General features: G+C 53.7%; 22 protein-coding genes and 6 tRNA genes. 9 read left to right on the top strand and 19 right to left on the bottom strand.

Going from position 1 to position 24,894, the window contains the following annotated elements:
* Nucleotides 1-60 precede the first annotated feature (60 nt).
* The 5 genes from crr to cysZ all read right to left on the bottom strand — a co-directional run bounded on the left by crr (nucleotide 61) and on the right by cysZ (nucleotide 5,007).
* Entirely contained in the window at nucleotides 61-564 is a 504-nt protein-coding gene (crr, locus tag PO881_RS13705; RefSeq protein WP_008107804.1) for a PTS glucose transporter subunit IIA, read from the bottom strand.
* Nucleotides 565-605: 41 nt separating this feature from the next.
* Nucleotides 606-2,333, bottom strand: coding sequence for a phosphoenolpyruvate-protein phosphotransferase PtsI (ptsI, locus tag PO881_RS13700; RefSeq protein ID WP_110866519.1), 1,728 nt, complete (start codon nucleotides 2,331-2,333; stop codon nucleotides 606-608).
* Nucleotides 2,334-2,490: 157 nt separating this feature from the next.
* On the bottom strand, nucleotides 2,491-2,748 hold the full coding sequence (gene ptsH, locus PO881_RS13695; protein WP_137386243.1) for a phosphocarrier protein Hpr: 258 nt from the start codon (nucleotides 2,746-2,748) through the stop codon (nucleotides 2,491-2,493).
* Between the two features lie 388 nt (nucleotides 2,749-3,136).
* The gene (cysK, locus tag PO881_RS13690; protein ID WP_101763577.1) at nucleotides 3,137-4,108 is read right to left on the bottom strand and encodes a cysteine synthase A; all 972 of its coding nucleotides are present in this window, start codon (nucleotides 4,106-4,108) and stop codon (nucleotides 3,137-3,139) included.
* Nucleotides 4,109-4,248: 140 nt separating this feature from the next.
* Nucleotides 4,249-5,007 carry a sulfate transporter CysZ gene (gene cysZ / locus PO881_RS13685; protein WP_101763578.1) on the bottom strand — a complete coding sequence of 253 codons (759 nt, stop codon included), beginning with the start codon at nucleotides 5,005-5,007 and terminating at the stop codon, nucleotides 4,249-4,251.
* A 217-nt stretch (nucleotides 5,008-5,224) separates the two neighbouring features.
* On the opposite strand from cysZ, the gene zipA reads away from it, so the two are divergent.
* The 3 genes from zipA (at nucleotide 5,225) to PO881_RS13670 (ending at nucleotide 8,509) form a co-directional block, all read left to right on the top strand.
* On the top strand, nucleotides 5,225-6,202 hold the full coding sequence (gene zipA, locus PO881_RS13680) for a cell division protein ZipA (RefSeq protein WP_137386242.1): 978 nt from the start codon (nucleotides 5,225-5,227) through the stop codon (nucleotides 6,200-6,202).
* A 68-nt stretch (nucleotides 6,203-6,270) separates the two neighbouring features.
* Nucleotides 6,271-8,289 (top strand): NAD-dependent DNA ligase LigA, encoded by a 2,019-nt coding sequence (gene ligA / locus PO881_RS13675; RefSeq protein ID WP_192411424.1) that lies wholly within the window; start codon nucleotides 6,271-6,273, stop codon nucleotides 8,287-8,289.
* A 1-nt stretch (nucleotide 8,290) separates the two neighbouring features.
* Entirely contained in the window at nucleotides 8,291-8,509 is a 219-nt protein-coding gene (locus PO881_RS13670; RefSeq protein WP_101763581.1) for a DUF3820 family protein, read from the top strand.
* Between the two features lie 31 nt (nucleotides 8,510-8,540).
* On the opposite strand, the gene PO881_RS13665 is transcribed toward PO881_RS13670, so the two are convergent.
* Entirely contained in the window at nucleotides 8,541-9,542 is a 1,002-nt protein-coding gene (locus PO881_RS13665) for a bile acid:sodium symporter family protein (protein ID WP_101763582.1), read from the bottom strand.
* Between the two features lie 102 nt (nucleotides 9,543-9,644).
* On the opposite strand from PO881_RS13665, the gene PO881_RS13660 reads away from it, so the two are divergent.
* A complete protein-coding gene (locus tag PO881_RS13660) occupies nucleotides 9,645-10,565 on the top strand; it encodes a LysR family transcriptional regulator (RefSeq protein WP_101763583.1) in 921 nt (306 codons plus the stop codon).
* On the opposite strand, the gene PO881_RS13655 is transcribed toward PO881_RS13660, so the two are convergent.
* From PO881_RS13655 to PO881_RS13635, 5 genes are all read right to left on the bottom strand, one after another.
* Nucleotides 10,562-10,891 carry a FlxA-like family protein gene (locus PO881_RS13655; protein ID WP_101763584.1) on the bottom strand — a complete coding sequence of 110 codons (330 nt, stop codon included), beginning with the start codon at nucleotides 10,889-10,891 and terminating at the stop codon, nucleotides 10,562-10,564. The two genes, PO881_RS13660 and PO881_RS13655, sit on opposite strands and share 4 nt — an antisense overlap.
* A 161-nt stretch (nucleotides 10,892-11,052) precedes the next feature.
* Nucleotides 11,053-11,128, bottom strand: a tRNA-Lys gene (locus PO881_RS13650).
* A 4-nt stretch (nucleotides 11,129-11,132) separates the two neighbouring features.
* Nucleotides 11,133-11,208, bottom strand: a tRNA-Val gene (locus tag PO881_RS13645).
* 41 nt (nucleotides 11,209-11,249) lie between these two features.
* Nucleotides 11,250-11,325 (bottom strand) — tRNA-Val (locus PO881_RS13640).
* 49 nt (nucleotides 11,326-11,374) lie between these two features.
* Nucleotides 11,375-11,450: transfer RNA gene (locus PO881_RS13635), tRNA-Val, on the bottom strand.
* A 273-nt stretch (nucleotides 11,451-11,723) separates the two neighbouring features.
* Here PO881_RS13635 and gltX point away from each other — a divergent pair.
* Nucleotides 11,724-13,145, top strand: coding sequence for a glutamate--tRNA ligase (gltX, locus tag PO881_RS13630; RefSeq protein ID WP_101763585.1), 1,422 nt, complete (start codon nucleotides 11,724-11,726; stop codon nucleotides 13,143-13,145).
* Nucleotides 13,146-13,180: 35 nt separating this feature from the next.
* Here the strand turns inward: gltX and PO881_RS13625 are convergent, their stop codons facing one another.
* A complete protein-coding gene (locus PO881_RS13625) occupies nucleotides 13,181-13,534 on the bottom strand; it encodes a YfeC-like transcriptional regulator (RefSeq protein ID WP_192411427.1) in 354 nt (117 codons plus the stop codon).
* Between the two features lie 111 nt (nucleotides 13,535-13,645).
* On the bottom strand, nucleotides 13,646-14,434 hold the full coding sequence (locus tag PO881_RS13620) for a formate/nitrite transporter family protein (protein WP_222184561.1): 789 nt from the start codon (nucleotides 14,432-14,434) through the stop codon (nucleotides 13,646-13,648).
* 362 nt (nucleotides 14,435-14,796) lie between these two features.
* On the opposite strand from PO881_RS13620, the gene PO881_RS13615 reads away from it, so the two are divergent.
* Nucleotides 14,797-14,872 (top strand) — tRNA-Ala (locus tag PO881_RS13615).
* A 42-nt stretch (nucleotides 14,873-14,914) separates the two neighbouring features.
* Nucleotides 14,915-14,990, top strand: a tRNA-Ala gene (locus PO881_RS13610).
* Between the two features lie 140 nt (nucleotides 14,991-15,130).
* Here PO881_RS13610 and PO881_RS13605 read toward each other — a convergent pair.
* The 4 genes from PO881_RS13605 to PO881_RS13590 all read right to left on the bottom strand — a co-directional run bounded on the left by PO881_RS13605 (nucleotide 15,131) and on the right by PO881_RS13590 (nucleotide 19,792).
* Nucleotides 15,131-16,732: a rhodanese homology domain-containing protein gene (locus tag PO881_RS13605; protein WP_280171934.1), complete on the bottom strand. Its 1,602-nt coding sequence runs from the start codon at nucleotides 16,730-16,732 to the stop codon at nucleotides 15,131-15,133.
* On the bottom strand, nucleotides 16,725-17,315 hold the full coding sequence (locus PO881_RS13600; RefSeq protein WP_192411429.1) for a cysteine dioxygenase: 591 nt from the start codon (nucleotides 17,313-17,315) through the stop codon (nucleotides 16,725-16,727). Before PO881_RS13600 ends, PO881_RS13605 begins: the two co-directional genes overlap by 8 nt.
* 5 nt (nucleotides 17,316-17,320) lie before the next feature.
* Nucleotides 17,321-18,409 carry an LLM class flavin-dependent oxidoreductase gene (locus tag PO881_RS13595; protein WP_192411430.1) on the bottom strand — a complete coding sequence of 363 codons (1,089 nt, stop codon included), beginning with the start codon at nucleotides 18,407-18,409 and terminating at the stop codon, nucleotides 17,321-17,323.
* Between the two features lie 192 nt (nucleotides 18,410-18,601).
* Nucleotides 18,602-19,792, bottom strand: a complete 1,191-nt coding sequence (locus tag PO881_RS13590; protein WP_101763591.1) for a NupC/NupG family nucleoside CNT transporter — start codon at nucleotides 19,790-19,792, stop codon at nucleotides 18,602-18,604.
* Nucleotides 19,793-20,161: 369 nt separating this feature from the next.
* Here PO881_RS13590 and PO881_RS13585 point away from each other — a divergent pair, with 369 nt between their 5' ends.
* Nucleotides 20,162-21,403 carry an Nramp family divalent metal transporter gene (locus tag PO881_RS13585; RefSeq protein WP_192411431.1) on the top strand — a complete coding sequence of 414 codons (1,242 nt, stop codon included), beginning with the start codon at nucleotides 20,162-20,164 and terminating at the stop codon, nucleotides 21,401-21,403.
* A gap of 45 nt (nucleotides 21,404-21,448) precedes the next feature.
* Here PO881_RS13585 and PO881_RS13580 read toward each other — a convergent pair whose 3' ends face one another.
* Nucleotides 21,449-21,805, bottom strand: coding sequence for a DUF2502 domain-containing protein (locus tag PO881_RS13580; RefSeq protein WP_101763592.1), 357 nt, complete (start codon nucleotides 21,803-21,805; stop codon nucleotides 21,449-21,451).
* A 159-nt stretch (nucleotides 21,806-21,964) separates the two neighbouring features.
* A complete protein-coding gene (gene mgrA / locus PO881_RS13575) occupies nucleotides 21,965-22,954 on the bottom strand; it encodes an L-glyceraldehyde 3-phosphate reductase (RefSeq protein ID WP_277973924.1) in 990 nt (329 codons plus the stop codon).
* A gap of 213 nt (nucleotides 22,955-23,167) precedes the next feature.
* Here mgrA and PO881_RS13570 point away from each other — a divergent pair, with 213 nt between their 5' ends.
* On the top strand, nucleotides 23,168-24,820 hold the full coding sequence (locus tag PO881_RS13570) for a thiamine pyrophosphate-binding protein (protein WP_280171933.1): 1,653 nt from the start codon (nucleotides 23,168-23,170) through the stop codon (nucleotides 24,818-24,820).
* The last annotated feature ends 74 nt before the right edge of the window (nucleotides 24,821-24,894 follow it).

Genomic DNA, 24,894 nt, shown 5'->3' with positions numbered 1-24,894 from the left:
GTAAACAAAAAACGGCACCCATTGGGTGCCGTTTTGCAATTCTCACGAATCAGCCGAAGTTTACTTTTTAATGCGGATAACCGGAGTCTCGCCCACAGTTACCTGACCGGAGAGTTTGATCAGGTCTTTAATCTCGTCCATGTTAGAGATTACAACCGGCGTCAGCGTGGATTTCGCTTTCTCTTCCAGCAGTGCCAGATCAAACTCGATCACCACGTCGCCTTTCTTAACCTTCTGGCCTTCTTCAGCGATGCGTTTGAAACCTTCACCTTTGAGCTCAACCGTGTCGATACCGAAGTGAACAAACAGTTCGATACCGTTATCAGACTCGATTGAAAATGCGTGGTTAGTTTCGAAAATCTTGCCGATAGTACCATCAACCGGTGCAACCATTTTGTTGCCGGTTGGTTTGATTGCGATACCGTCACCCACGATTTTCTCAGCGAATACCACATCAGGTACGTCTTCGATATTTACGATTTCGCCTGACAGAGGCGCAACGATATCAATAGTGCCTGACGCGCTCTCTGATTTTTCGCCAAAAAGTTTAGAAAACAAACCCATGATCTTCTCCTAAGCAGTAATTTGAGGCTAGCGTCCGTGGATCAGCAGAGCGTTTTTTCTTTAATGAACTTGTTGACCAAATTCATCAAATCATCCGCTGTTGGTTGATCCAGAGCCTGCTCCGCCAATGCCTTCGCATCTTCGAAATTAGTATTACGAATGATTTTCTTGATGCTTGGGATTGAAATGGCGCTCATGCTGAATTCGTCCAGCCCCATTCCCAGTAACAGTAGTGTAGCACGTTCATCACCAGCCAGCTCACCACACATGCCGGTCCATTTCCCTTCGGCATGTGATGCGTCGATCACTTGCTTAATGAGGCCAAGAACAGACGGCGTCATTGGGTTATAGAGGTGTGAAATCAAATCATTACCACGATCGACCGCCAGAGTATACTGCGTCAGGTCATTTGTCCCAATACTAAAGAAGTCGACTTCTTTCGCCAGATGGCGAGCAATCACTGCGGATGCTGGCGTTTCAACCATGATGCCGACTTCGATGGTCTCATCAAAGGATTTGCCTTCTTCACGCAGTTGCGCTTTCAACAGCTCCAGTTCGCCTTTCAGAATGCGAACTTCTTCTACTGAAATGATCATTGGGAACATGATGCGCAGTTTACCGAATGAGGATGCACGCAGAATCGCGCGCAGCTGCGCATGCAGAATCTCTTTACGGTCCATGGCGATACGAATCGCGCGCCAGCCGAGGAACGGGTTGTCTTCTTTCGGCAGGTTCATGTAAGGCAGATCTTTGTCGCCGCCGATGTCCATGGTACGCACGATAACCGCCTGCGAACCCACGGCTTCAGCCACGGCTTTATATGCCTGGAATTGTTCTTCTTCGGTTGGCAGTGAATCACGGTCCATAAACAGGAACTCGGTACGATACAGGCCAACACCTTCCGCGCCGTTGCGCTCTGCACCGGCGACATCGCGCACGGTACCGATGTTAGCGCAGACTTCAACCTGATGACCGTCCAGCGTAATGGCTGGCAGATCTTTCAGTTTCGCCAGTTCATGCTTTTCAGAAAGATATTGAGTCTGAATTGCCTTCAGTTCTTCCTGCACGTCATCAGTTGGATTGACGTAAATTTTGTTGTTCACGCCATCAATGATCAGGAAATCACCGTTTTTCACGGTGGCAGTCACGTTGCCGGTGCCGACAATCGCAGGCAGCTCAAGCGAACGCGCCATGATCGAGGTGTGAGAAGTACGCCCTCCCAGATCGGTAATAAAGCCCAGCACCTTCTTCAGGTTTAGCTGTGCGGTTTCTGACGGCGTTAAATCTTTCGCCACCAGAATAGATTCGTCAGCAATCGCGCTCAGGTCGACAATGTGCAGACCGAGAATGTTCTGCAGCAGACGCTTACCAATATCACGTACGTCAGCCGCACGCTCTTTCAGGTATTCGTCATCCAGTTCTTCCAGTGCAACGGCCTGGCCTTCAATCACGGTGTGAGCAGCGGCGTCCGCGGTAGCGTGGTCTTTCTTGATGAGGTCGATGATTTCCTGCTCAAGCTCTTCGTCTTCGAGCAGCATGATGTGACCTTCAAAGATCGCCGCTTTCTCTTCACCGAAGGTTTCACCGGCTTTAATGCGAATGGCTTCGAGCTGTGAAGCAGCTTTGCTGCGTCCATCGAGGAAGCGCTGAACTTCCTGCTCAACCTGATCGTCAGTAATTTTTTTACGGCTGATGACGATCTCATCTTCCTTCAGCAAAAGTGCGTTGCCGAAAGCGATACCCGGTGATGCTAAAATGCCTGAAATCATAACCCTACCTTTTAATCACGATGGCTCATTGACCCGATGCGTCGCCACTGTCGCGGAGCAGTACTCTAAAGATGCAATAACGCGGACAGATTGTCCGCGATCAAGATATTTGCACTCAATGGGGCAAAGGGGTCGGTTTAGTTGCGAACTGAGCCGGTTACTCCAGCTCAGCCATCAGCTTGACCAGGTGCTCAACCGCTTGCTGCTCGTCTTCACCTTCAGCAGACAGCGTAACAACCGTACCTTGAGTCAGACCCAAAGTCTGCAGTTTGAACAGGCTTTTCGCGCTGGCAGATTTGCCATTAGAGGTCACATTGATTTCTGAATTAAAAGCCTTTGCTTCTTTAACGAACTGGGCTGCAGGACGAGTATGAAGGCCGTTAGGTGCGGTAATGGTAACTTCTTGCTGGAACATTCTATTTCCCCAACTTTATCAGGTTTGGTGTTATGGATCTAAAGTCTAGCCTGGAGCCGTAACTTTAGCCTGTGTAGGTGCGCTGGTATGGCTTTAAGCTCACCATAAAATGCGCTCGAATGAGTACGTCATTAACAGTGACAGATCAAAAACTGCAAGAATGCGTCACTCTTCTCATTATGCCGTGATTCGCCGTTTCGCCAAATCAGTAAATCGATTCAGCTTGATCCACTTCAAAGGCAGATTAATTTCAGGCACCGAAATAATTGGAAGCTTAAATACCAGAGCCGCATCACTGAAAGCAATCTGTCTGGTGATAAAAGTGAGATCTGCACCACAAAAAAGCACCCATTCGGGTGCTTTTTTCGTCAGTTTCAGACTTTAAGCATCACTGCTGGAGTTCTTTCTCAGTGAAGAGATCGGCAAACAATGCGGTACTTAAATAACGTTCGCCAGAGGAGGGCAGAATCACCACGATGTTCTTGTTGGCGAAGGCTTCATCTTCTTGCAGCTTCAGCGCTGCAGCAACGGCAGCACCTGAAGAGATACCTGCTAAAATACCTTCTTCTTCCATCAGCTTACGGGCGGTGCTAATGGCTTCTTCATTGGTGATCGCCACTACGCGGTCGATCAATTCCAGATCAAGGTTGCCAGGAATGAAGCCGGCACCGATGCCCTGAATTTTATGTGGGCCTGGTTTGATCTCTTCGCCCGCCAGTGCCTGAGCAATAACCGGTGAATCGGTTGGCTCAACGGCAACGGTAATCAACTCGGTCTTGCCTTTGGTATTCTTGATGTAGCGGCTCACGCCTGTCAGCGTACCGCCGGTGCCCACTCCCGCAATAAACACGTCCACTTCGCCGTCGGTGTCTTCCCAAATTTCTGGACCGGTGGTTTTTTCGTGGATTTCCGGGTTGGCTGGGTTGCTGAACTGCTGCAACAGCACATATTTGTCCGGATCGCTGGCGACAATCTCTTCCGCCTTCGCGATGGCACCTTTCATGCCTTTAGGACCTTCGGTTAGCACCAGGTTAGCTCCCAGCGCTTTCAGCAGCTTGCGGCGCTCAATTGACATGGTTTCTGGCATGGTTAGCGTCAGCTTGTAACCGCGCGCTGCGGCGACGTAAGCCAGCGCAATACCGGTGTTACCGCTGGTTGGTTCAACCAGCTCAACGCCCGGCTTCAAAATACCGCGTTTTTCCGCGTCCCAAATCATATTGGCACCGATACGGCATTTGATGCTGAAGCTCGGGTTGCGCGACTCGACCTTAGCCAGAATGCGGCCGTTACCGATGCGGTTCAGTCGAACCAGCGGCGTATGACCAATTGTCAGAGAGTTGTCTTCATAGATCTTACTCATAGCTCGTCCTTAACTGTATGAAATATTGGGAACCCTCAGAGCATACCTTTTCTAATGATGTGCGGAAGGAAAGAAATCGCATATCTATATAGCGCACAACCATAAGCCTTACGCAAAAATGCATAAGACGATTTAAAGCTTTAGCGGCGTGCATGTTGTGCATGATAACGATCCACCCACATGGCCGTTGCACCGCATACCGCAACCGGCAGAATCGCCAGATTGATAATCGGGATCATGGTGAACAGGCTAACCAGCGCACCAAATTGCATATTTGCGCTTTTGTGCTGGCGCAACGCCTGGCGCATCTGCTGGAAACTCACTTTGTGGTTATCAAATGGGTAGTCGCAATACTGCACGGACAACATCCACGCACTGAATAAAAACCATAGAACTGGCGCCACCGTTTGTCCAAAGCCGGGGATAAAGTGCAGCAACAGCAAACCAAGCGCACGCGGCAAATAGTAGCCGAGCTTCTGAAACTCTCGCTTCATGATGCGCGGTATGTCTTTTATCAGGCCCACCCAACCGCTATCTGGTAATGGCGTTCCGGTCAATCGCCCTTCAAGTTGCTCGGCGAGCAAGCCACAGAAGGGCGCGGCAATCAGATTTGCCAGAGTCGAAAAGAAGTAACTGAATACCAACACAATCGAAATCACTGAGAGCGGCCATAGCAGATAACTCAGCCACTGCAGCCAGTCAGGGATATGTGACATTAAAGCCGGGATCCACTGCCCCAAGCGCTGAAACAACCAGATAAAGGCACCGCCAAGTAGCACGATGTTGATCAGTAGCGGCATGATGACATAGCGACGAATGCCGGGCAGGCGCACCAGTTTCCATCCTTCAGCGAAGTAGTGAACACCATTAAATGTTGAGACCGAATTTCCTGCGGGCATAGCGAGCCTTTCTCCTAAATATAGCGGCGCGACCATCATAACCTGGCTTTTTATCGGCTTCAGGCAGTGTTTGCGCGAAAAAACAGCAAAAAAGCGTGGGGCAGCTATCTAATTTGTCAGAAAATACTGCACAGACTTGCACTTGTTTAGCTGGGCAAATACAGTTAGAGGATAAAGTTTGCCGTGGTGGCAAGGTATTGGAACAACAGAGAATACAATGATGCAGGATTTGCGTCTGATATTAATCGTTGTTGGCGCGATCGCCATAATAGCGCTGCTACTTCATGGACTGTGGACCAGCCGTAAAGAGCGCTCCTCCGTGTTTCGTGATCGCCCGCACAAACGTCTGAAACAGCGCGAAGAAGCCGATGAAGATCTGCTGAGCGAAGAAGATGATGGCGTCGGCGAAGTCCGTGTACGTCGTCCTCGTGATGCGGATGAAGAACCTGAATTCACTGCACGTCCAGCGAGCGCGCCGCGTGCGCCTGAACCTGTGCGTCAACCGGCATCACGTCAGGCTGACCCATTATTAGGCGATCCGCTGCTGGATAACGAGCCAGACGTGCGTAAGCCGGCTGCGCCGCAAGCGCCAGTGGCGAAGCCAGCGCCAGCGCCTGCACCACAACCAATTCAGGCCGATCCTTTGCTGGATAACGAACCGCTTTCCGCGACTCAACCTGCACCTGAATTCCTCGCCGCAGAAGAGCCAGAATTCGAACCTGAAGCGCCAGTTGCACATCAACCAGAAGCGCCACAGCCAGCGGCTGCTGCGCCTGGCAGTAAAAAAGAGGCCGTATTAGTGCTGCACGTCGCTGCACATGCGGGCGGCGAACTGAACGGTGAAGCGCTGTTGCAGGGCATCCTGCAGGCCGGATTCCAGTTTGGTGAGATGAACATTTTCCATCGCCATCTTAGCCCAGCCGGCAGCGGTCCGGTGCTGTTTAGCCTGGCGAACATGGTGAAGCCGGGTTCATTCGATCCGGATCAAATGGGGAATTTCTCAACGCCTGGCGTCTCGATCTTCATGATGGTGCCGTCGTACGGCGATGCGAATCAGAACTTCAAGCTGATGCTGCAATCCGCGCAGCGTATCGCTGATGATGTAGGCGGCGTGGTGCTGGATGATGAGCGTCGCATGATGACGCCGCAGAAGCTGGAAACCTACAAAACGCGTATTCGCGAAGTTATCGGTTAATCGCCGCTAGCTGAGTCAAAACAAATATAACCCCCGCCTGTCGGGGGTTTTTTATCGGATAAGAGACTATGAAATCGGTTCAGGAGCAGATCACCGCGCTGCGCACCACGTTACGTCACCACGAATATCTCTACCACGTGATGGATACGCCGGAAATTCCGGATGCAGAGTATGACCGATTGATGGTTCAGCTGCGCGAGCTGGAAAGCGCACATCCTGATTTGATCACCCCTGATTCACCCACCCAACGCGTGGGTGCGGCACCGCTGGCGGCTTTTGAGCAAGTGCGTCATGAAGTGCCGATGTTATCGCTGGACAACACCTTTGATGAAGCGGGCTTCCTTGCCTTTAATAAACGCGTGCAGGATCGCCTTAAAAGCACTGACGAATTGACTTACTGCTGCGAGCTCAAGCTGGATGGTCTAGCCGTGAGCTTGCTGTATGAAGATGGCCTGCTGGTGCGTGCGGCGACGCGCGGAGATGGTACCACTGGCGAGAACATCACGGCGAACGTGCGCACAATTCACGCCATTCCGCTGCGTCTGCATGGCGATAACATCCCTGCACGTGTTGAAGTGCGCGGCGAAGTGTTTATCACCGAAAGCGGTTTTGAAAAGCTGAATGAAGAAGCGCGTCGCACCGGCGCGAAAGTCTTTGCTAATCCACGCAACGCCGCGGCCGGTTCACTGCGCCAGCTCGATCCGCGCATCACCGCTAAACGTCCACTGACCTTCTTCTGCTACGGTTTTGGTCTGCTGGAAGGCGGTGAAATGCCCGCCAGCCATTGGCAACGTCTGCAACAGTTTAAGGCGTGGGGATTGCCAGTCACCGATCGTATTCGTTTGGCACACAGTGCCGATGAGGTGCTGGCGTTTTATCGTCAGATTGAGCAGGAACGCCCGTTGCTCGGCTTCGATATTGATGGCGTGGTTATCAAGGTCGATTCTCAGGCGCTGCAGGAGCAGCTCGGCTTTGTGGCGCGTGCGCCGCGCTGGGCTGTGGCTTTTAAATTCCCGGCGCAGGAACAGATGACGTTCGTGCGCGATGTCGAATTCCAGGTGGGCCGCACCGGCGCGATTACGCCCGTCGCGCGTCTGGAGCCGGTTCAGGTTGCGGGCGTTGTGGTAAGTAATGCCACGCTGCACAACGCTGATGAAATTGCCCGACTGGGTTTGCGCATTGGCGACAAGGTGGTGATTCGCCGCGCTGGTGACGTGATTCCGCAAGTGGTCAACGTGGTGGAATCGGAGCGCCCGGCAGAGACGCGTGAAATCGTCTTCCCAGGTCATTGCCCGGTGTGCGGTTCAGACGTTGAACGCGTGGAAGGTGAAGTCGTGACGCGCTGCACCGGCGGCCTGATTTGTGGCGCGCAGCGTAAAGAAGCGCTTAAACACTTCGTTTCGCGTCGTGCGATGGATGTCGATGGCATGGGCGATAAGATCATCGATCAGTTGGTGGAGAAAGAGTACGTCTTAACGCCAGCCGATCTGTTCCGCCTTACTGCCGGTAAGCTAACCGGACTCGATCGCATGGGCCCTAAATCGGCTCAGAATGTGGTTGATGCGCTGGAAAAGGCCAAATCCACCACGCTGGCACGTTTCCTCTATGCGCTGGGTATTCGCGAAGTGGGCGAAGCCACTGCCGCCAACCTTGCCAATCACTTTGGCGAGCTGGAAAAGGTGATGAACGCCGATCTCGATGCGCTGATTGAAGTACAAGATGTCGGCAAAGTGGTGGCGACGCATGTGCGTAACTTTATGGATGAAGAGAGCAACCGCGCCGTTATTCGCGATCTTACTGAAGAGATTGGCGTGCACTGGCCGCAGGTTGAAGTGGTCAATGTCGAAGAAATTGATAGTCCATTTGCCGGTAAAACCGTGGTACTGACCGGCTCTCTGTCGCAGATGAATCGCGATGATGCCAAAGAGCGTCTGGTAGCGTTGGGCGCTAAAGTGAGCGGTAGCGTGTCGAAGAAAACCGATTTGCTGATTGCGGGGGAAGCGGCCGGTTCCAAGCTGGCGAAAGCGCAGGAGCTCGGCATTCCGGTGATCGACGAAGCGGAAATGATTCGCCTGCTCGGAGCGTAATGTGGATAAACAGCAACTGGTTGAAATCGCCAATACCGTGATGCCGTTCGGCAAGTACAAGGGCAGAGCGCTGATTGATGTGCCGGAGGAGTATTTGCTGTGGTTCGCTCGCAAAGATGAATTCCCGGCCGGTAAGTTAGGCGAATTGATGCAGCTGACGCTGACCATCAAGATCGAAGGGCTGGAAGGTTTAATCAAACCGCTCAAGCGCAATGAATAACAAAACGGCCCGCTTTTGCGGGCCGTAATATTTAGGACTTCTGCGCTTCTACTTGCTGCTGCGCCAGCCGTTTTTCATTGCCGGCTTTGTAGCGCTGGGCAATGAAAGAACACACCATTAACTGCACCTGATGGAAAATCATCAGCGGCAGCACGATTATCCCCACGGAACTGGCCGGGAACAGGATGTTGGCCATCGGGACACCGTTCGCCAGACTCTTTTTCGAGCCACAGAACAGCACCACAATCTCGTCCGCACGGCTGAAGCCAAACAGGCGCGATGCCGCCAGGTTAATCGCCAGTGCGATAAACAGCACCAGCACGCTGCCAACCAGAATCCATAGCAAGGTATCCACGCCCACGCGATGCCAAATGCCGTTCACCACCGCTTCACTGAAGGCGGAGTAAACCACCAGCAGAATCGAGGTTTGGTCGGTTTTACCAATCAGGCTGCGATGCTTCTCGACCCACGCGCCAATCCAGCGACGCGACAGATGTCCTAAAACAAACGGCACCAGCAGTTGCAGCATAATTTTGCCAATCTGCTCCAGACCGTTGCCCGGCATTTCGCTATGCACATTCATCACCAGATTCACCAGCAGCGGCGAGACAAATACGCCGAGCAGGCTGGAGGCTGAAGCTGCACAGACCGCAGCGGCGACGTTGCCGCCCGCCATTGAGGTGAAGGCGATTGAGGATTGCACGGTCGCTGGCAGAATACACAGATAGATAAAGCCGGTGTAAATCTCCGGGCTGACGTTAACCGGATGCCACCAGACAATCAGCAAACCAATAATCGGGAAAATTACAAAGGTGCTGCACATAATCCACAAGTGCAAACGCCAGTGGCTGCTGCCGGCAATGATCTTCTCGCGCGACAGTTTGGCGCCATGCATAAAGAACAGCAGGGCGATGGCGGCGGTGGTCAGATATTCGAAGATATCGACAAAGACGCCTTTGGCAGGAATAAAGCTGGCCAGCAGCACGGTAATGATGAGTTTAATCATCATCGGATCGAGGCGTAAAAATCCCATTGTTAAAATCCGGTTAAATTTAAAAAAATGATGGTGCTGATTGTGCGCCTGCTGGGTTTAGAAATAAAATTGATTTATTGCATCAATCTATGAGCGATATCGATGAATTACACCTTACGTCAGTTGCGTACCTTTGTCGCGGTGGCGCATCACGGCAGCTTCAGTCTGGCCGGCCAAGCGATTGGTTTAAGTCAATCGGCGGTCAGCCATAGCATTAAAGAGCTGGAAGCGGAAATGGGCGTGCGCTTACTCGATCGCACTACGCGGGAAGTAATGCTGACCGAGGCGGGGCAGCAGCTGGCCACACGGCTTAATCGTCTGCTGGACGACCTCAATACCACCGTGTTGGATGTGCGCAGCTATGGCGAACAGCGCAGCGGCACGGTGCGTGTTGCCGCCAGCCAAACGCCTTCTGCCCATCTGATGCCGCAGTGCCTGGCCAGCAGCCAGCAGCGCTATCCGGATATCCGCGTCATCCTGCATGACCGCGTACAGCAATGGGTGCTGCAAAGCGTACGCAATGCGGAGGTTGATTTTGGCATTGTAATTGGCCCGCTCAACGACACTGATTTCGACAGCGAAGAGATTTTGCAGGAGCCTTTTTTACTGCTGTGTCATGAAGATGACGAGCTGGCGCAAATTGAACAGGCGCAATGGTCGATGCTGGCGGGACGCAATATGGTGCTGCAGGATTATGCTTCTGGCAGTCGCGTGTTAGTTGATGCCGCGCTGCAACAGCTGGCGTTGAGTGTGCATGTGGTGCAGGAAATCGGTCATCCCGCTACGCTTTATCCGATGGTGGAAGCGGGAATTGGCATCAGTATTCTGCCTGCGCTGGCCTTGCCGCTGCCGTCAGGACGCAAACTCACGGTGCGGCGTCTTTATCCGGAAATTAATCGCAGCCTGATGCTGATAAAGCGCAAAAACCGCTCGCTGACACCCGCCGCAGAAGCGATCTGGCAGGAAGTGCGCCAGCAGGCAGCCCTGCTGACGCAACAACGCATGCTAAAGCCGGCGTTTTAAACGTACACGTTGATTTGATTGGTATCAGTTGGGCGGTTAATACCATCAGCTTTGGTGGCCGCAGGTTGCTGTGCTTCCTGTTTCTGTTGCGCTTTCTCAGCTTGCTGCTGCTCAATCTGCGCGATTTGCGCTTCAATCATTTGAATCTGTGATTGCAGCATCTGCTCCTGTTCAGACTTTTGCTCATCGGTGAGCGTATCGTCGCTGGAAAGATCTTTCAGCTGCTTAGTAATGGATTGAATCTGTTTATAGAGGCTGGCGATTTCTGAGGTGGAACCGCCGCCGCTACTTGCGGTACTGACACTACCTACGCTGGATATAGACATGGTTTTCTCCTTGCAATAGACCATTATCGTTATCGGTCAGAGTATAAGGAGGCTTGAGGGCAGGGAGTGTTAAACTTGCGAAAAGGTTTTGTTGGGATTTGTCGCATTAACCACAGATTTAACGCATAGCAAAAAGGCGCCTTTAGGGCGCCTTTTTACATTGGTGGGTCGTGCAGGATTCGAACCTGCGACCAATTGATTAAAAGTCAACTGCTCTACCAACTGAGCTAACGACCCGAAGTGGTGGGTGATGACGGGCTCGAACCGCCGACCCCCTCCTTGTAAGGGAGATGCTCTACCAACTGAGCTAATCACCCACTTCGGTACTGCTTAACAAGAGTGTCATCTGACTAAGATATGGTGGGTGATGACGGGCTCGAACCGCCGACCCCCTCCTTGTAAGGGAGATGCTCTACCAACTGAGCTAATCACCCATATCTTATCTCTTGTTCACTGCGGGCCATCTTTAAACCTTCTAAAGAGTGGTGGGTGATGACGGGCTCGAACCGCCGACCCCCTCCTTGTAAGGGAGATGCTCTACCAACTGAGCTAATCACCCCCGCTGTGTGGAGTCGCATTATAGGGATCCTTCAAAGTGAGTCAACGGTTTTTAAAACTTAAATGTGCGTTCGCTTTAAAAATAATCATCGTGGGGCGCTTTTCGCCAATGTGCTGGTTTTATTAGCAGAAAAGCGCACAGCAAACCGGGATGCCACCGCGACAATCATTGAGGAATCAGCCTCACCTGCTAGAATGTGCGCACTGTTTTTTCGCGTTAACCCGTTTTTTTGTCATCCAGACAATGAAACCTGCGCATTTAAGGCAATGCTGAATGAAAATCAAAACTCGCTTCGCACCCAGCCCAACGGGCTATCTGCACGTAGGCGGTGCTCGTACTGCTCTTTACTCCTGGCTTTATGCTCGCCATAACAAAGGCGAATTCGTTCTGCGTATCGAAGATACCGATCTGGAGCGTTCCACACCGGAAGCCATTGAAGCCATTATGGATGGTATGAACTGGCTGAGCCTTAACTGGGATGAAGGTCCGTATTATCAGACCAAGCGTTTTGATCGCTACAACGCGGTGATCGACGACATGCTGGAAGCGGGCACGGCCTATAAATGCTACTGCAGCAAAGAACGTCTCGATGCGCTGCGTGAAGAGCAGATGGAAAAAGGCGAAAAACCGCGTTATGACGGTCGCTGCCGCGACAGCCATGAACATCACGCCGCTGATGAGCCGTGCGTGGTGCGCTTCCGCAACCCGCAGGACGGTTCTGTCATCTTTGACGATCAGATTCGTGGCCCGATTGAATTCAGCAACCAGGAACTGGATGACCTGATCATTCGTCGTACCGACGGTTCACCCACCTATAACTTCTGTGTGGTGGTGGATGACTGGGATATGGGCATCACTCACGTGATTCGTGGTGAAGACCATATCAACAACACGCCACGCCAGATCAATATCCTGAAAGCGATCGGTGCAGAAGTGCCAACCTACGCGCACGTATCAATGATCCTCGGCGATGACAGTAAGAAGTTGTCCAAGCGTCATGGCGCTGTTGGCGTGATGCAGTATCGTGATGACGGTTATTTGCCGGAAGCGCTGCTCAACTATCTGGTACGTCTTGGCTGGTCACATGGCGATCAGGAGATTTTCAGCGTGCCGGAAATGGCAGAGCTGTTCACTCTGGATGCCGTGAGTAAGTCGGCCAGTGCTTTCAATACTGAAAAACTGCAGTGGCTGAATCATCACTACATTAATACGCTGCCGCCGGAGTACGTTGCTACGCAGCTGCAATGGCATATTGAGCAGCAGAAGATTGATACCCGCACCGGTCCGGAGCTGGCAAAGCTGGTTACCTTGTTGGGCGAGCGTTGCAAAACCCTGGTAGAGATCGCGGCATCTTGCCGTTACTTCTATGAAGAGTTTGAAGCCTTTGATGCTGACGCGGCGAAGAAGCATCTGCGTCCGGTCGCGCGTCAGCCGCTGGAAGTGGTGCGCGACAAACTGGCTGCAATCAGCGACAGCAACTGGAACGCAGAGAATGTGCATCATGCAATTCAGTCTGCGGCAGATGAGCTGGAGCTGGGGATGGGTAAAGTCGGTATGCCACTGCGTGTAGCGGTGACCGGTTCTGGTCAGTCACCGGCGCTGGATGTGACGGTGGAAGCAATTGGTCGCAGCCGCAGCGTTGCGCGAATCGAAAAAGCGCTGGCTTTCATCGCGGAGCGCGAAGCAAACGCATAATATGAAAAAGCCGGAAGCATCTGCTTCCGGCTTATTTATTCTTCCTGAATCCCCAGACGTTCCATTACGCCTCGAATTCCCTCCCGCAACAACAACGCCGCAAATTGCTCTTGCTCCGCTGCCGTCATTTGCTGGACAGAATTTATTAATAACGCAGGTAACGTATTTTGTTGTGCACCGTAATTAGCCGCCGGTTCGTTCGCGTGGCGGGTGGATTGAACAAAGCTCTTTACGCGCTCATCTATATGGATCAATCGCGCTTTACCGCCCTGAACACCGGGCTTTGGCGTGGTTGTCCAGTTTTCACGCTTGATCCATTTATTCACCGTTTGCCGACTGTAGCCCGTTTCCTGCGCGAGCTCCTCGGGGGTAAGCCATTCCTTTTTCACGATGCTGTCCCTGTTAAATACATTAGTTCTACATATTACAACAAAACGTAACGGGGAAAAGTAACCTGAACAGAAAATGCCTTCTGCTCTCCAACAAAAGGCAAAATTAGGTTATTGCGCCTGGCTCACTGCGGCTTGTTCCGGACGGAAAGCGATGAAATAGGTGAGGCCAACAAAAATTGCACCGCCCACGCCGTTACCGAGGAACACCGCGATCACGTTTGGCGCAAATTCCGCCCAGCTCATCTGCCCGGCAAAAATTGCTGCCGGAACAATAAACATGTTTGCGACGACGTGCTGGAAGCCAATCGCCACGAACGCCATCACCGGGAACCACATACCGAAAATTTTACCTACCACATCTTTACTGGCGAAGGCGAGCCACACCGCCAGACACACCAGCCAGTTGCAGCCCACGCCGGAAATAAAGGCGTGCAGGAAATCGGCATTCACTTTTGCGTGCGCAATCGCCACGGTTTTTTTCAGGTAATCGCCTTCGGTCATGCCCAGCATGTGACCAAAGAACCATGCAACCGCAACGCTGCCAATGAAATTGGCGAGGGTAACCCAAAACCAGTTACGCAGAACGCTGAAGCCACTGATGCGACGAGCGAACCAGGCGATGGGCATCGTCATCATATTGCCGGTCAGCAGCTCGCCGCCCGCCAGTACCGTCATGATCAACCCGACCGGGAACACCGCAGCGCCGAGCAGCACGCCGAATGAACCCCATTCAGCAGGCAGTTGGTTAATGACATGCAGATCGAGCAGGAAGCCAGTGGCGATAAACGCACCGGCCATAAAGCCAAGAATCAACAAGGTGGAGATAGGCAGGCGGCTTTTAGCCACGCCAGCTTGAATCGCCAGTTGGGCGATCTCTTTAGGTGTATGCAGCGACATAGTTCACTTTTCTTTTATGGATTAATGGGGACGTTGCTGGCCGGTCATTGAGAGAACACCCTGGTAGGATGACCGGTTAATTAGCGCGCTAAGTTTTACACGCACTTTTAACGAAAACAAGACTGCTTCTAACATCTTTAACCTAAAGTTAACGCAGGGTTGAGGTTGGAGTGGGGAAGCATTGCCGGATGGTGCATATAAATAGTCGCGCAGCGGGATGGCGTGTTGAAAAAAAAACCATGCTGACGCGGGGTTGACGCCTTTTTCAGCGATCAAACACAGAACGAAAATTTGACGTTGACACTCAAGGGGCGGTTTCATATTATCCCGTCCGTCGAGTTTACTCGGCAGTTTTTCGGTTCGGGGGTATAGCTCAGCTGGGAGAGCGCTTGCATGGCATGCAAGAGGTCAGCGGTTCGATCCCGCTTATCTCCACCAAACCGCTCCCAACGGTTTGACCGAAAAATGATTTCCAGATGTGGGGGTATAGCTCAGCTGGGAGAGCGCTTGCATGGCATGCAAGAGGTCAGCGGTTCGATCCCGCTTATCTCCACCAAATCTCTGTTCTTTCTGAACACATTCAAAAAAATCACCTTCTTAAACGCGACGCAGTAAACTGCGATTTTGTCGTTTGAAGGGCCGCCATTTTGGCGACCTCATCACTCACCATGCAAATTATCCTCAGGCCGTAACAGCCTACGGCTGCCATTGCAGCACCCGGAAACCGTGCGTGCCATCGCGATCCAGCTGCGCCACTAAACCGTATTCCCAGTCCAGATACGCCTGCATCACGCCCGCTTCAATATCGGTGCCTTCATATGGGCGGCGATAGCGATCAATGGCCGGGGACAACAGTTGCTGCTCTCCTTGCTCCGTCGGCAAACCCGCTTCGCGCCAGGCAGCGTTACCGCCCTCCAGCACAAACACCGGTTTGCCGGTCAGCTCAGCCACTTGTTGCACCGCATAACCCGCTAGCAGGCTGCTGCCGCAGGTCAGAACATAGCGACGTGCCTCCGGCAACAACGCTTTGCCTTGCTGCTGCAGGGTAGAGCGCAGCAACCAGGCCGCGCCCGGAATATGGCTGTTGAGATGGTTCGCGCGCGTGGTGAAATCCAGTATCTGCGTTTGTCCTTCCTGCAGCCATTCCGCTAACTGCTGCGGTGAGATGAATTCGGGTTGAGCGACGGGCGGCACCTGCGCTTTCCAGTTACCGCGTTCACTGAAATCACTGGCCTGCAGCCCCTCCAGCACCGAAACCTGCCAGCCAAGCTGCGCCAGCCAGGATGCGGTCATATTGGCGCGCACGCCGTCATCATCAATTAGCACAATGCGCGCACCGCGCACGCTGGCGTAATGATCGGTCTCCTGCACCAGTTGACCTCCCGGCACATGGCGGCTACCAGGCAGATGCCCGGCGGCGTATTCGTCGGCATCACGCACATCAAACAGATAAGTGGTGCGCGTCTCCTGCTGCCAGCGTTTCAGCGTGGCGAGTGGGATACGTTCCACACCGGCGCGATCGGCGATGATGCGCGCATTGTTCGCCGCCTGATGCTGTGCGGTTTCGCTGGCCTCGCCGTAGCGGCGCGACTGGCCTTTATCCAGCGCATGCCCGGCCAGCGTCCAGCCGATGGTACCATTACGCAGTGCGAACACCGGATTGCGAATCCCGGCGTTCACCAGCGATTGCGTACCAATGATACTGCGCGTGCGGCCGGCGCAGTTCACTATCACCGTGGTCTCCGGCGATGGCGCGATGTCACGTACGCGCAGCACCAGTTCACCGCCCGGCACGCTGGTGGCGCCTGGAATACTCATGGTTTGATATTCATCGAAACGACGCGCATCGAGCACCACCACGTTAGCATCGCTGTTAATCAACTGATGCACCTCGTCCGCAGATAAAGAAGGTGTGTGATTGTGATGCTCAACCAGCTCGCCAAACGCTTTGCTGGGTGAATTCACGTCGATAAACAGTTCGCCGCCTGCCGCTTGCCAGCCGGCCAAATCATCTGCCAGCAGCGCGACATTGCTGTAACCCAGCGCGGCAATCCGTTCGGCAGCGGTTTGCGCCAGGCCTTCGTTACCGTCATACAGCGTGATCGCGGTGGTGCGCTGCGGAATGCGGTCCAGCAGCTCAAGCTCCAGTTTTGACAGTGGAATATTCACCGCAAACAACGGATGCGCGGTGGCAAACAGCGCTTCATCGCGCACATCGACAATCGCCACTTCCTGCTGCTGACGCAGGGCCTCAATAATTTCCGCCGCCTGGCGTAAAGGGAAAACCGGTTTAGTCATGTGAAAGGTCCCAAATGTTCGGTAAGTAACGGTTGCTGTAACCGGAGATAAACGTTTTTTCACTGCCGTCTTCGCGGTAGACCGCGCGTTTGACCGCGCCAATATTGGCGCCATAAACGTGAATGCTGATGGAGACGCGGTCGTCATAGGCGTTGCTGACGCGATGAATATCGCCTACCGTCGGCGACACCGCTTCAACGCGGCCGGGATCGAGTCGGACTGGCGCGCCTTCCGGCTGCAATCCGTTTGGCCCCGGCTGCCAGGATTGAGAAATTTCTGCGCCGCGCAGCATGCCAATCAATCCCCATACGCGATGGTCGTGAATCGGCGTTTGCTGGCCTGGCCCCCAGACGAAACTCACCACCGAAAAGCGTTGCTGCGCATCGGCATACAACAAATATTGTTGATAGTGTTCGGGATGAGGTTGGGTAAAGGCGTCGTCCAGCCAGTCGTCGTGGCGAATCAACTCGCCAAGCCACGTGCTGCCACGCTGCAACACCGTGGCCTCCTCCGGCTGTGCATCCAGCAAGTTGGCAAGATTGGTGACAAAATCACGCAGGCGCTGGTGCTGATACTGGCTCATAAGCTTCAGGCGCTCCTTTTATCGGCGGCTGAGAGCGCATCGACTTTCTCGCGCGTCAGCGGAATCAGCTCGCGACCATATTCCACCGCATCGTTAAGCGGATCGAAGCCGCGAATCAGCACGCTATGAATGCCAAGGCGATAATATTCCAGCAGTGCATCGGAAACTTGCTCCGGCGTTCCCACCAGCGCAGTGGAGTTGTAGCCGCCCTGAACCAGTTTTGCGACGCCGGTCCACAGCACTTTATCCAGACGATCGCCTTCATTGGCGGCGGCGAGTAAACGCTGCGCGCCAACGCTCTGCGGCTTCGCCTTACCAAAGGCAAAGCCACTTTCGTTAAGCTGTTTTTCGGCCGTGGCGCGGATGTGCTCCGCACGTTCCCAGGCTTCTTTTTCAGTTGTGCCAAGAATCGGCCGGAACGAAATGTTGAAGTTAATTTCCCGGCCCTGTCTGGCGGCAGCGGCACGCAAGTTGCGTACCGTCTCTTCCGCGCCTTTCAGCGGCTCGCCCCACAGCGCAAACACATCGGCATGGCGTGCTGCAACATCAATCGCCTCCTGCGACGATCCGCCAAAATAGATGGGCAGTTTATTCTGCAGCGGTTTGATGGCTGAGAACGCCTGCTCGGCCTGATAAAACCGGCCTTGATGATCGTACGGCTGCGCGGATTCGAGACTCTGCTTCAATACGGTGAGGAACTCATCGCTACGCGCATAGCGCTCGGCTTTATTGAGGAAGTCACCGTCGCGGCGCTGCTCGGCATCGCTGCCGCCGCTGATGATGTGCACCGCTAAGCGACCGTCGGTGAGGTGATCAAGCGAAGCCAGTTTGCGCGCCGCTAGCGTCGGCGAGACAAAGCCGGGACGATGCGCCAGCAAAAATTTCAGCGTCGAGGTGTGCGCCGCCGCGTGCGCGGTGACCAGAAAACCATCCGGCTGATCCGACCAATAGCCCACCAGAATGCGATCAAAACCGGCGTCTTCATGCGCCCGCGCAAAACGCGCAATGTACTCTTTATCGAACAGCGGGCCGCTAGCCGGAATGATTTCGGAAGCGAGGCGGTGGCCTATCATGCCTAGGAATTGAATGCTCATGCGGTTCTCCTGAAGTGACGTCATGGAGAAAAACTACGGGCGCAGGCGGTGTGAACGGAAATTCAATATTTTGCAAAGGTTTTGCGTTTAACAGTGAAGCGGGTGATAGCGGGGGAAAAGCGGAAGCGACGCGGATTAGAACTGATGGAAATAATTAAGAACAGAAGGGCGAGCCGCAGCTCGCCCCGTATATCAGAAGGCCAACACCAGACCAGCGATAGCGGCTGACAGCACGCTCACCAGCGTTGAACCGTACAGCAGTTTCAGGCCGAAGCGTGAAACCACGTTACCTTGCTCTTCGTGCAGACCTTTAATCGCGCCCGCCACAATCCCGATAGAGGAGAAGTTAGCAAAGGAGACCAGGAACACAGAAAGAATACCTTCCGAGTGTGGCGACAGCTGACCGGCGATTTTCTGCAGATCCATCATTGCCACGAATTCGTTGGAAACCAGTTTGGTTGCCATGATGCTGCCTACTTGCAGCGCTTCGTGTGAAGGAACACCCATCACCCACGCAAATGGATAGAACACATAGCCCAGCACGCCCTGGAAGCTGATGCCGAAAATCAGGTCGAACAGCGCGTTCAGACCGGTGATCAAGGCGATAAAACCAATCAGCATTGCGGCAACAATCATCGCAACTTTAAAACCGGCGAGGATGTATTCGCCCAGCATTTCGAAGAAGCTCTGGCCTTTATGCAGGTCCTGCAATTGCAGATCTTCTTCGCTATCCACGCGGTACGGGTTAATCAGCGACAGCACAATAAAGGTGCTGAACATGTTCAATACCAGCGCGGCCACCACATATTTTGGCTGCAGCATGGTCATGTAGGCGCCGACAATTGACATCGAAACCGTCGACATGGCAGTCGCTGCCATGGTGTACATACGGCGCTGTGACATTTTGCCAAGGATATCTTTGTAAGCGATGAAGTTTTCTGACTGTCCCAAAATCAGAGAGCTCACGGCGTTAAAGGATTCCAGTTTGCCCATACCGTTTACTTTGGACAGCACGGTACCAATGCCGCGAATCACCCACGGCAAGATGCGGAAATGCTGCAAAATACCGATTAACGCAGAGATGAAAATGATGGGGCAAAGCACGTTGAGGAAGAAGAAAGCGAGACCTTTTTCGCTCATATTGCCAAACACGAAGTTGGTGCCTTCGGCGGCATATTTGAGCAGATGATCAAAGAATCCTGCGAAGCCCTGCACAAAGCCGAGACCGATGGAGGAGTTCAGGAAGAACCAGGCCAGCAGAATTTCGATTACCAGAAGTTGAACGATATAACGAAGACGGATGCTTTTACGATCGTGGCTGACCAGCAAGGCCAGCACCGCTACCACCACTAGTGCTAAAAGAAAATGCAAAACATGGGACATGTCGGCTCCAAATTTGAGGAGGGTTGTATTTTGTTGCGTATTCTATGTAACGCGTTACTTAAAAACGAGATCAAAACCACATTATAAGTATTCGCTATCGCGTTTTTTCTCAGATAAGTCTGACCGCTCACAACCCTATTACAAATTCATCACAAGAAATATCCACAAAAACATTGTCTATAAAATAACCCAAGAGTAGAGTCTTTTGCGTTGCACTTGTTTTTAGCAAGAACTGACTTTACCGCAATATATAGCAATGGCTATACTTTATAGCACCATCTATTACTACAATAACTATAACCAAATTTCATCTGCCTTGAATGACCCTTAATCTGGACAGGTCAACAAGCATTAGGACAGGGTAAAACTATGCTAGAAAGCCGCACCGCCGAGCGCGCCGCTCGCGGAGCCAGAAAGATCAAACTCGCGCTGCTGGGCCCCGCCTTTATTGCGGCGATTGGCTACATCGATCCCGGCAACTTCGCGACCAACATTCAGGCCGGCGCCGCCTACGGCTACAAGCTGTTATGGGTGGTGGTGTGGGCCAACGTCATGGCGATGCTGATCCAGCTGATGTCCGCCAAGCTGGGCATTGCTACCGGCAAAAATCTTGCAGAACACATCCGCGATCGCTTCCCGCGCCCTGCGGTGTGGTTCTATTGGGTGCAGGCGGAAATCATCGCCATGGCCACCGATCTCGCTGAATTTATCGGCGCGGCGCTCGGCTTCAAGCTATTACTTGGCATTTCCCTGCTGCAGGGTGCGGTGTTAACCGGTATCGCGACCTACCTGATTCTGATGCTGCAAAGTCGCGGGCAGAAGCCGCTGGAACTGGTGATTGGCGGTCTGCTGCTGTTTGTAGCGGCGGCTTATATTGTGGAGCTGTTTTTCTCCCAGCCTAAAGTGAGTGAGCTGGTGGTTGGCATGGCGCTGCCATCGCTGCCAACATCGGATGCGGTATTCCTCGCTGCTGGTGTGTTAGGCGCCACCATTATGCCGCACGTGATTTATCTGCACTCGGCGCTGACGCAGCACGGCAATAAAGGCAGCAAGGCGCAACGTTACAGTTCAACCAAGCTGGATGTGGCTATCGCCATGACCATCGCTGGCTTTGTGAATCTGGCGATGATGGCCACCGCCGCTGCGGCATTTCACTTTAGCGGTCACTCCAGCATCGTCGATCTCGATCAGGCATACTTAACGCTGCAACCGCTGTTGGGTGAAGCGGCAGCGATTGTGTTCGGTTTGAGTCTGGTGGCTGCTGGTCTCTCCTCAACCGTGGTTGGCACGCTGGCGGGACAAGTGGTGATGCAGGGCTTTATCCGTTTCCACATTCCGCTGTGGTTCCGCCGCACTATCACCATGTTGCCCTCTTTTATAGTAATTTGGGCGGGCTGGGATCCCACGCGCATTCTGGTAATGAGTCAGGTGCTGTTGAGTTTCGGTATCGCGCTGGCGCTGATTCCGCTGCTCTCCTTTACCGGCAACCGCGAATTGATGGGCGATGAGATGGTGAACTCACGCCTGATGCAAAATGCCGGGCGGCTGATTGTGATGCTGGTGATCGCCCTCAATCTCTATTTGCTGGTCGGCGAAGCGCTCGGTTGGTAACTGCCAGAGAAAAGAAAAATCCCGCCATTGTGCGGGATTTTATGTTTAGTGATGATGGTGATCGTGGTGACCTCGACGATCATCATGGCGATGATCGTGGCGGTGATGTTCACGACGTTCACGCTCATGCCAGCGGCGTTCGCGCTCACGTTCATAGGCGCGATGACGTTTCCACTCTTCGTGACGCCACCAGCGATGATCGTTGTACTGATAACGATCGTTCCACCAGCGCGGCTCGCGCCAGCGCCCCCCGTCCCAGTAATTACCGTGACGATCGCGATCGCCGAGATGCAGCGTAACGCCCGGACCCAAATTGATGGTGGCGCTGTCGGCTTGTGCTGTGCTGATAGCCAATGGGGATAAGGTTGCCAGCAAGGCGGCAAACAAAATGGCACGTTTCATAACTTCTCCTTTTCAGTAGCTTATAACTGCCACCGTTGCGCTAGTTTGCCACATCGGACCAGGGAAGCCTTGAGAATCCGTCTGAAAACGCTGAGGGAAATCTGAAATGAGAATTTTCTGCTGCGGAAAACGCCCGACCAATGCCGGGCGGGTAAACGTTTACACTAAGATATTGTGGATAGCGTCGATCTCATCCTGGCTTAGTTCCGGCTGGCTCAACATCTCAACCGCATCATCAATTTGCGTGGTTTTACTGGCGCCAATCAGCACCGAGGTAACACGCGCATCGCGCAGCACCCAGCTCAGCGCCATCTGCGCCAGCTTCTGGCCGCGCTGTTGGGCAATCGCCTGCAGCTGACGCACTTTTTCCATCTTCTCTTGCGTCAGCTGGTTTTCATTCAGGAACTTACTGCCGCTGGCGATGCGCGAGTCTTGTGGAATACCCTGCAAATAGCGGTCGGTTAACACGCCTCCCGCCAGCGGCGAGAAGGCGATGCAACCAACGCCGTTGTCGCCCAGCACATCCAGTAAACCCTGCTCAGGCGTACGTTCAAACATCGAATAACGCGGCTGGTGGATCAGGCAAGGCGTGCCGAGATCGCGCAGAATCGCAATCGCTTCGGCGGCTTTGTCTGCCGGATAGTTGGAGATGGCGGCATACAGCGCTTTGCCCTGACGCACCACCTGATCCAGCGCACGCATGGTCTCTTCCAGCGGCGTTTCGGGATCGGGGCGGTGATGATAGAAGATATCAACGTACTCCAATCCCATGCGCTTCAGGCTTTGATCGAGACTGGAAATCAGATACTTGCGCGAACCCCAATCGCCGTATGGGCCGTCCCACATGGTGTAACCGGCTTTAGTTGAAATCACCAGCTCGTCACGCAGCCCCTGAAAATCCTCGCGCAGAATGCGACCAAAGTTGGATTCCGCCGATCCCGGCGGCGGGCCGTAATTATTGGCGAGATCGAAATGGGTAATGCCGCGATCAAAGGCATGGCGCAGCAGTTCACGGCTGTTATCGACGCGGGTACTGTCGCCAAAGTTATGCCACAAACCCAGTGAAATCGCTGGTAACTTCAGGCCGCTACGGCCACTGCGGCGGTATTGCATCTGTTGATAACGTTCGGGATGGGGAAAAGCACTCATGCAGCGTTCCTGTCTCATAGGGGAGAAAGTGACATCAGCATATCAGTGTATGCGTTTACACTAAGGCGAAACGCGCCGAAGATCGCAACTTACAGAATTATCTGTCGTCGTAACGAATGCTTGCCACAAATCACCACGCCACGATGATGAATATCTCGCCAATTCAGCCACATCGCTAATACTCCTGATTATCCCCTTAACGAGGAGCTGTCGATGAAAAACCCGAACGTTGGCGATTATTTACTGCACCGATTACAGCAAGCTGGCATCCGTCATCTGTTCGGCGTGCCCGGCGATTACAACCTGCAATTTCTCGACAGCGTGATTGCGCATCCCGATATTGCCTGGGTTGGCTGTGCCAATGAACTGAATGCGGCGTATGCGGCGGATGGTTACGGGCGCTGCAACGGTGCGGCGGCACTGCTGACCACCTTTGGCGTCGGCGAGCTCAGCGCTATCAACGGCATCGCCGGCAGCTATGCCGAATATGTGCCGGTGATTCATATCGTTGGCGCGCCCGCCAGTCAGGCGCAACAGCAGGGCGATTGTGTGCACCATTCGCTGGGCGACGGCGATTTTGGTCACTTCCTGCGTATGGCGCAGGAAGTAAGTGTGGCATCGGCGGTGCTGACGGCGGAAAACGCAGTGGCTGAGATTGATCGCGTTATCAGCGAGGCGCTAACGCAACATCGCCCCGGCTATTTATTGCTGGCGGTGGATGTGGCGGCGGCTGAGATTTCGCTACCAGAGGAAAAAAATACAGCCGCAGATAACCATCAGCAGGTTGCCGTGGCCTTTGCCGATGCGGCAGAACGCTTGCTGGCACCGGCGCAACGCGTGGCGCTGTTGGCCGATTTCCTGGCCTCACGCTGGCAGTTGCAGCCGCAGCTTGAGGCGTTGCGCCAGCTGCGTGCGATTCCTGCCGCCACCTTGTTGATGGGCAAGGGCGTGCTGAACGAGCAGCAGCCGGGCTTCGTCGGTACGTACGCCGCGCAAGGCAGCAGCGATGCGGTGCGTCAGGCCATCGAAGATACCGACGTTACGCTGTGCGTCGGCGTGCGGTTTACCGACACCTTAACCACCGGCTTCACACAAAATCTGCCCGCCGAGCGCGTGATCGATCTGCAGCCGTTTCAGGCCACGGTCGCTGGCGAGGTGTTTGCGCCGTTGAGCATGCAGCAGGCGCTGGCGGCGCTGACGCCGATTTATCAGCGTCACTGCGCGCACTGGCGGCTGGCAGATGCGCTTGAGTGCGAGGAAGGTGAGCAAATTGCTGCGGCGGTAATCAGTCAGCAGGCATTCTGGCAGGCCATGCAGCGCTTCCTGCAACCCGGTGATATTATCCTTGCCGATCAAGGCACTGCGGCCTTTGGCGCGGCGGCGCTGCGTTTACCGCAGGATGCACAACTGTTGGTGCAACCGCTGTGGGGATCGATTGGCTATACTTTACCCGCCACTTTTGGTGCGCAAACCGCGCAGCCAGATCGGCGGGTCATCCTGATCATTGGCGATGGCTCTGCGCAGCTGACGATTCAGGAGTTAGGTTCGATGCTACGCGACGGCCAGCAGCCGATTATCTTCTTGATTAATAACGATGGTTATACCGTTGAGCGCGCGATTCACGGTGCTGAGCAACGTTACAATGATATCGCGCAATGGAACTGGACCGCGCTACCGCAGGCGCTGAGCCAGCACTGTGCGGCGCAAAGCTGGCGCGTCAGCGAAACGGTGCAACTCGACGCGGTGATGGAACAATTGATGCGGAATCGACGTCTGTCGCTGGTGGAAGTGGTGATGGACAAACAGGACTTGCCGCCGCTGCTACGTAAAGTCACCGCCGCACTGCATCAGCGTAATAGTGGCTAAATTTCGGAAAGTTGCCGCTGGGAAGTCGGGCAGGTGATCGGTAGGCTGTGCAGCATCTTTGAATGGATTACGCC

This window comes from Pantoea sp. SS70 (assembly GCF_029866845.1).
Lineage (GTDB): Bacteria > Pseudomonadota > Gammaproteobacteria > Enterobacterales > Enterobacteriaceae > Pantoea > Pantoea leporis.
The sequence above is the reverse complement of the archived record's forward strand: the minus strand, read 5'-3'. Positions and strand labels throughout refer to the sequence as shown.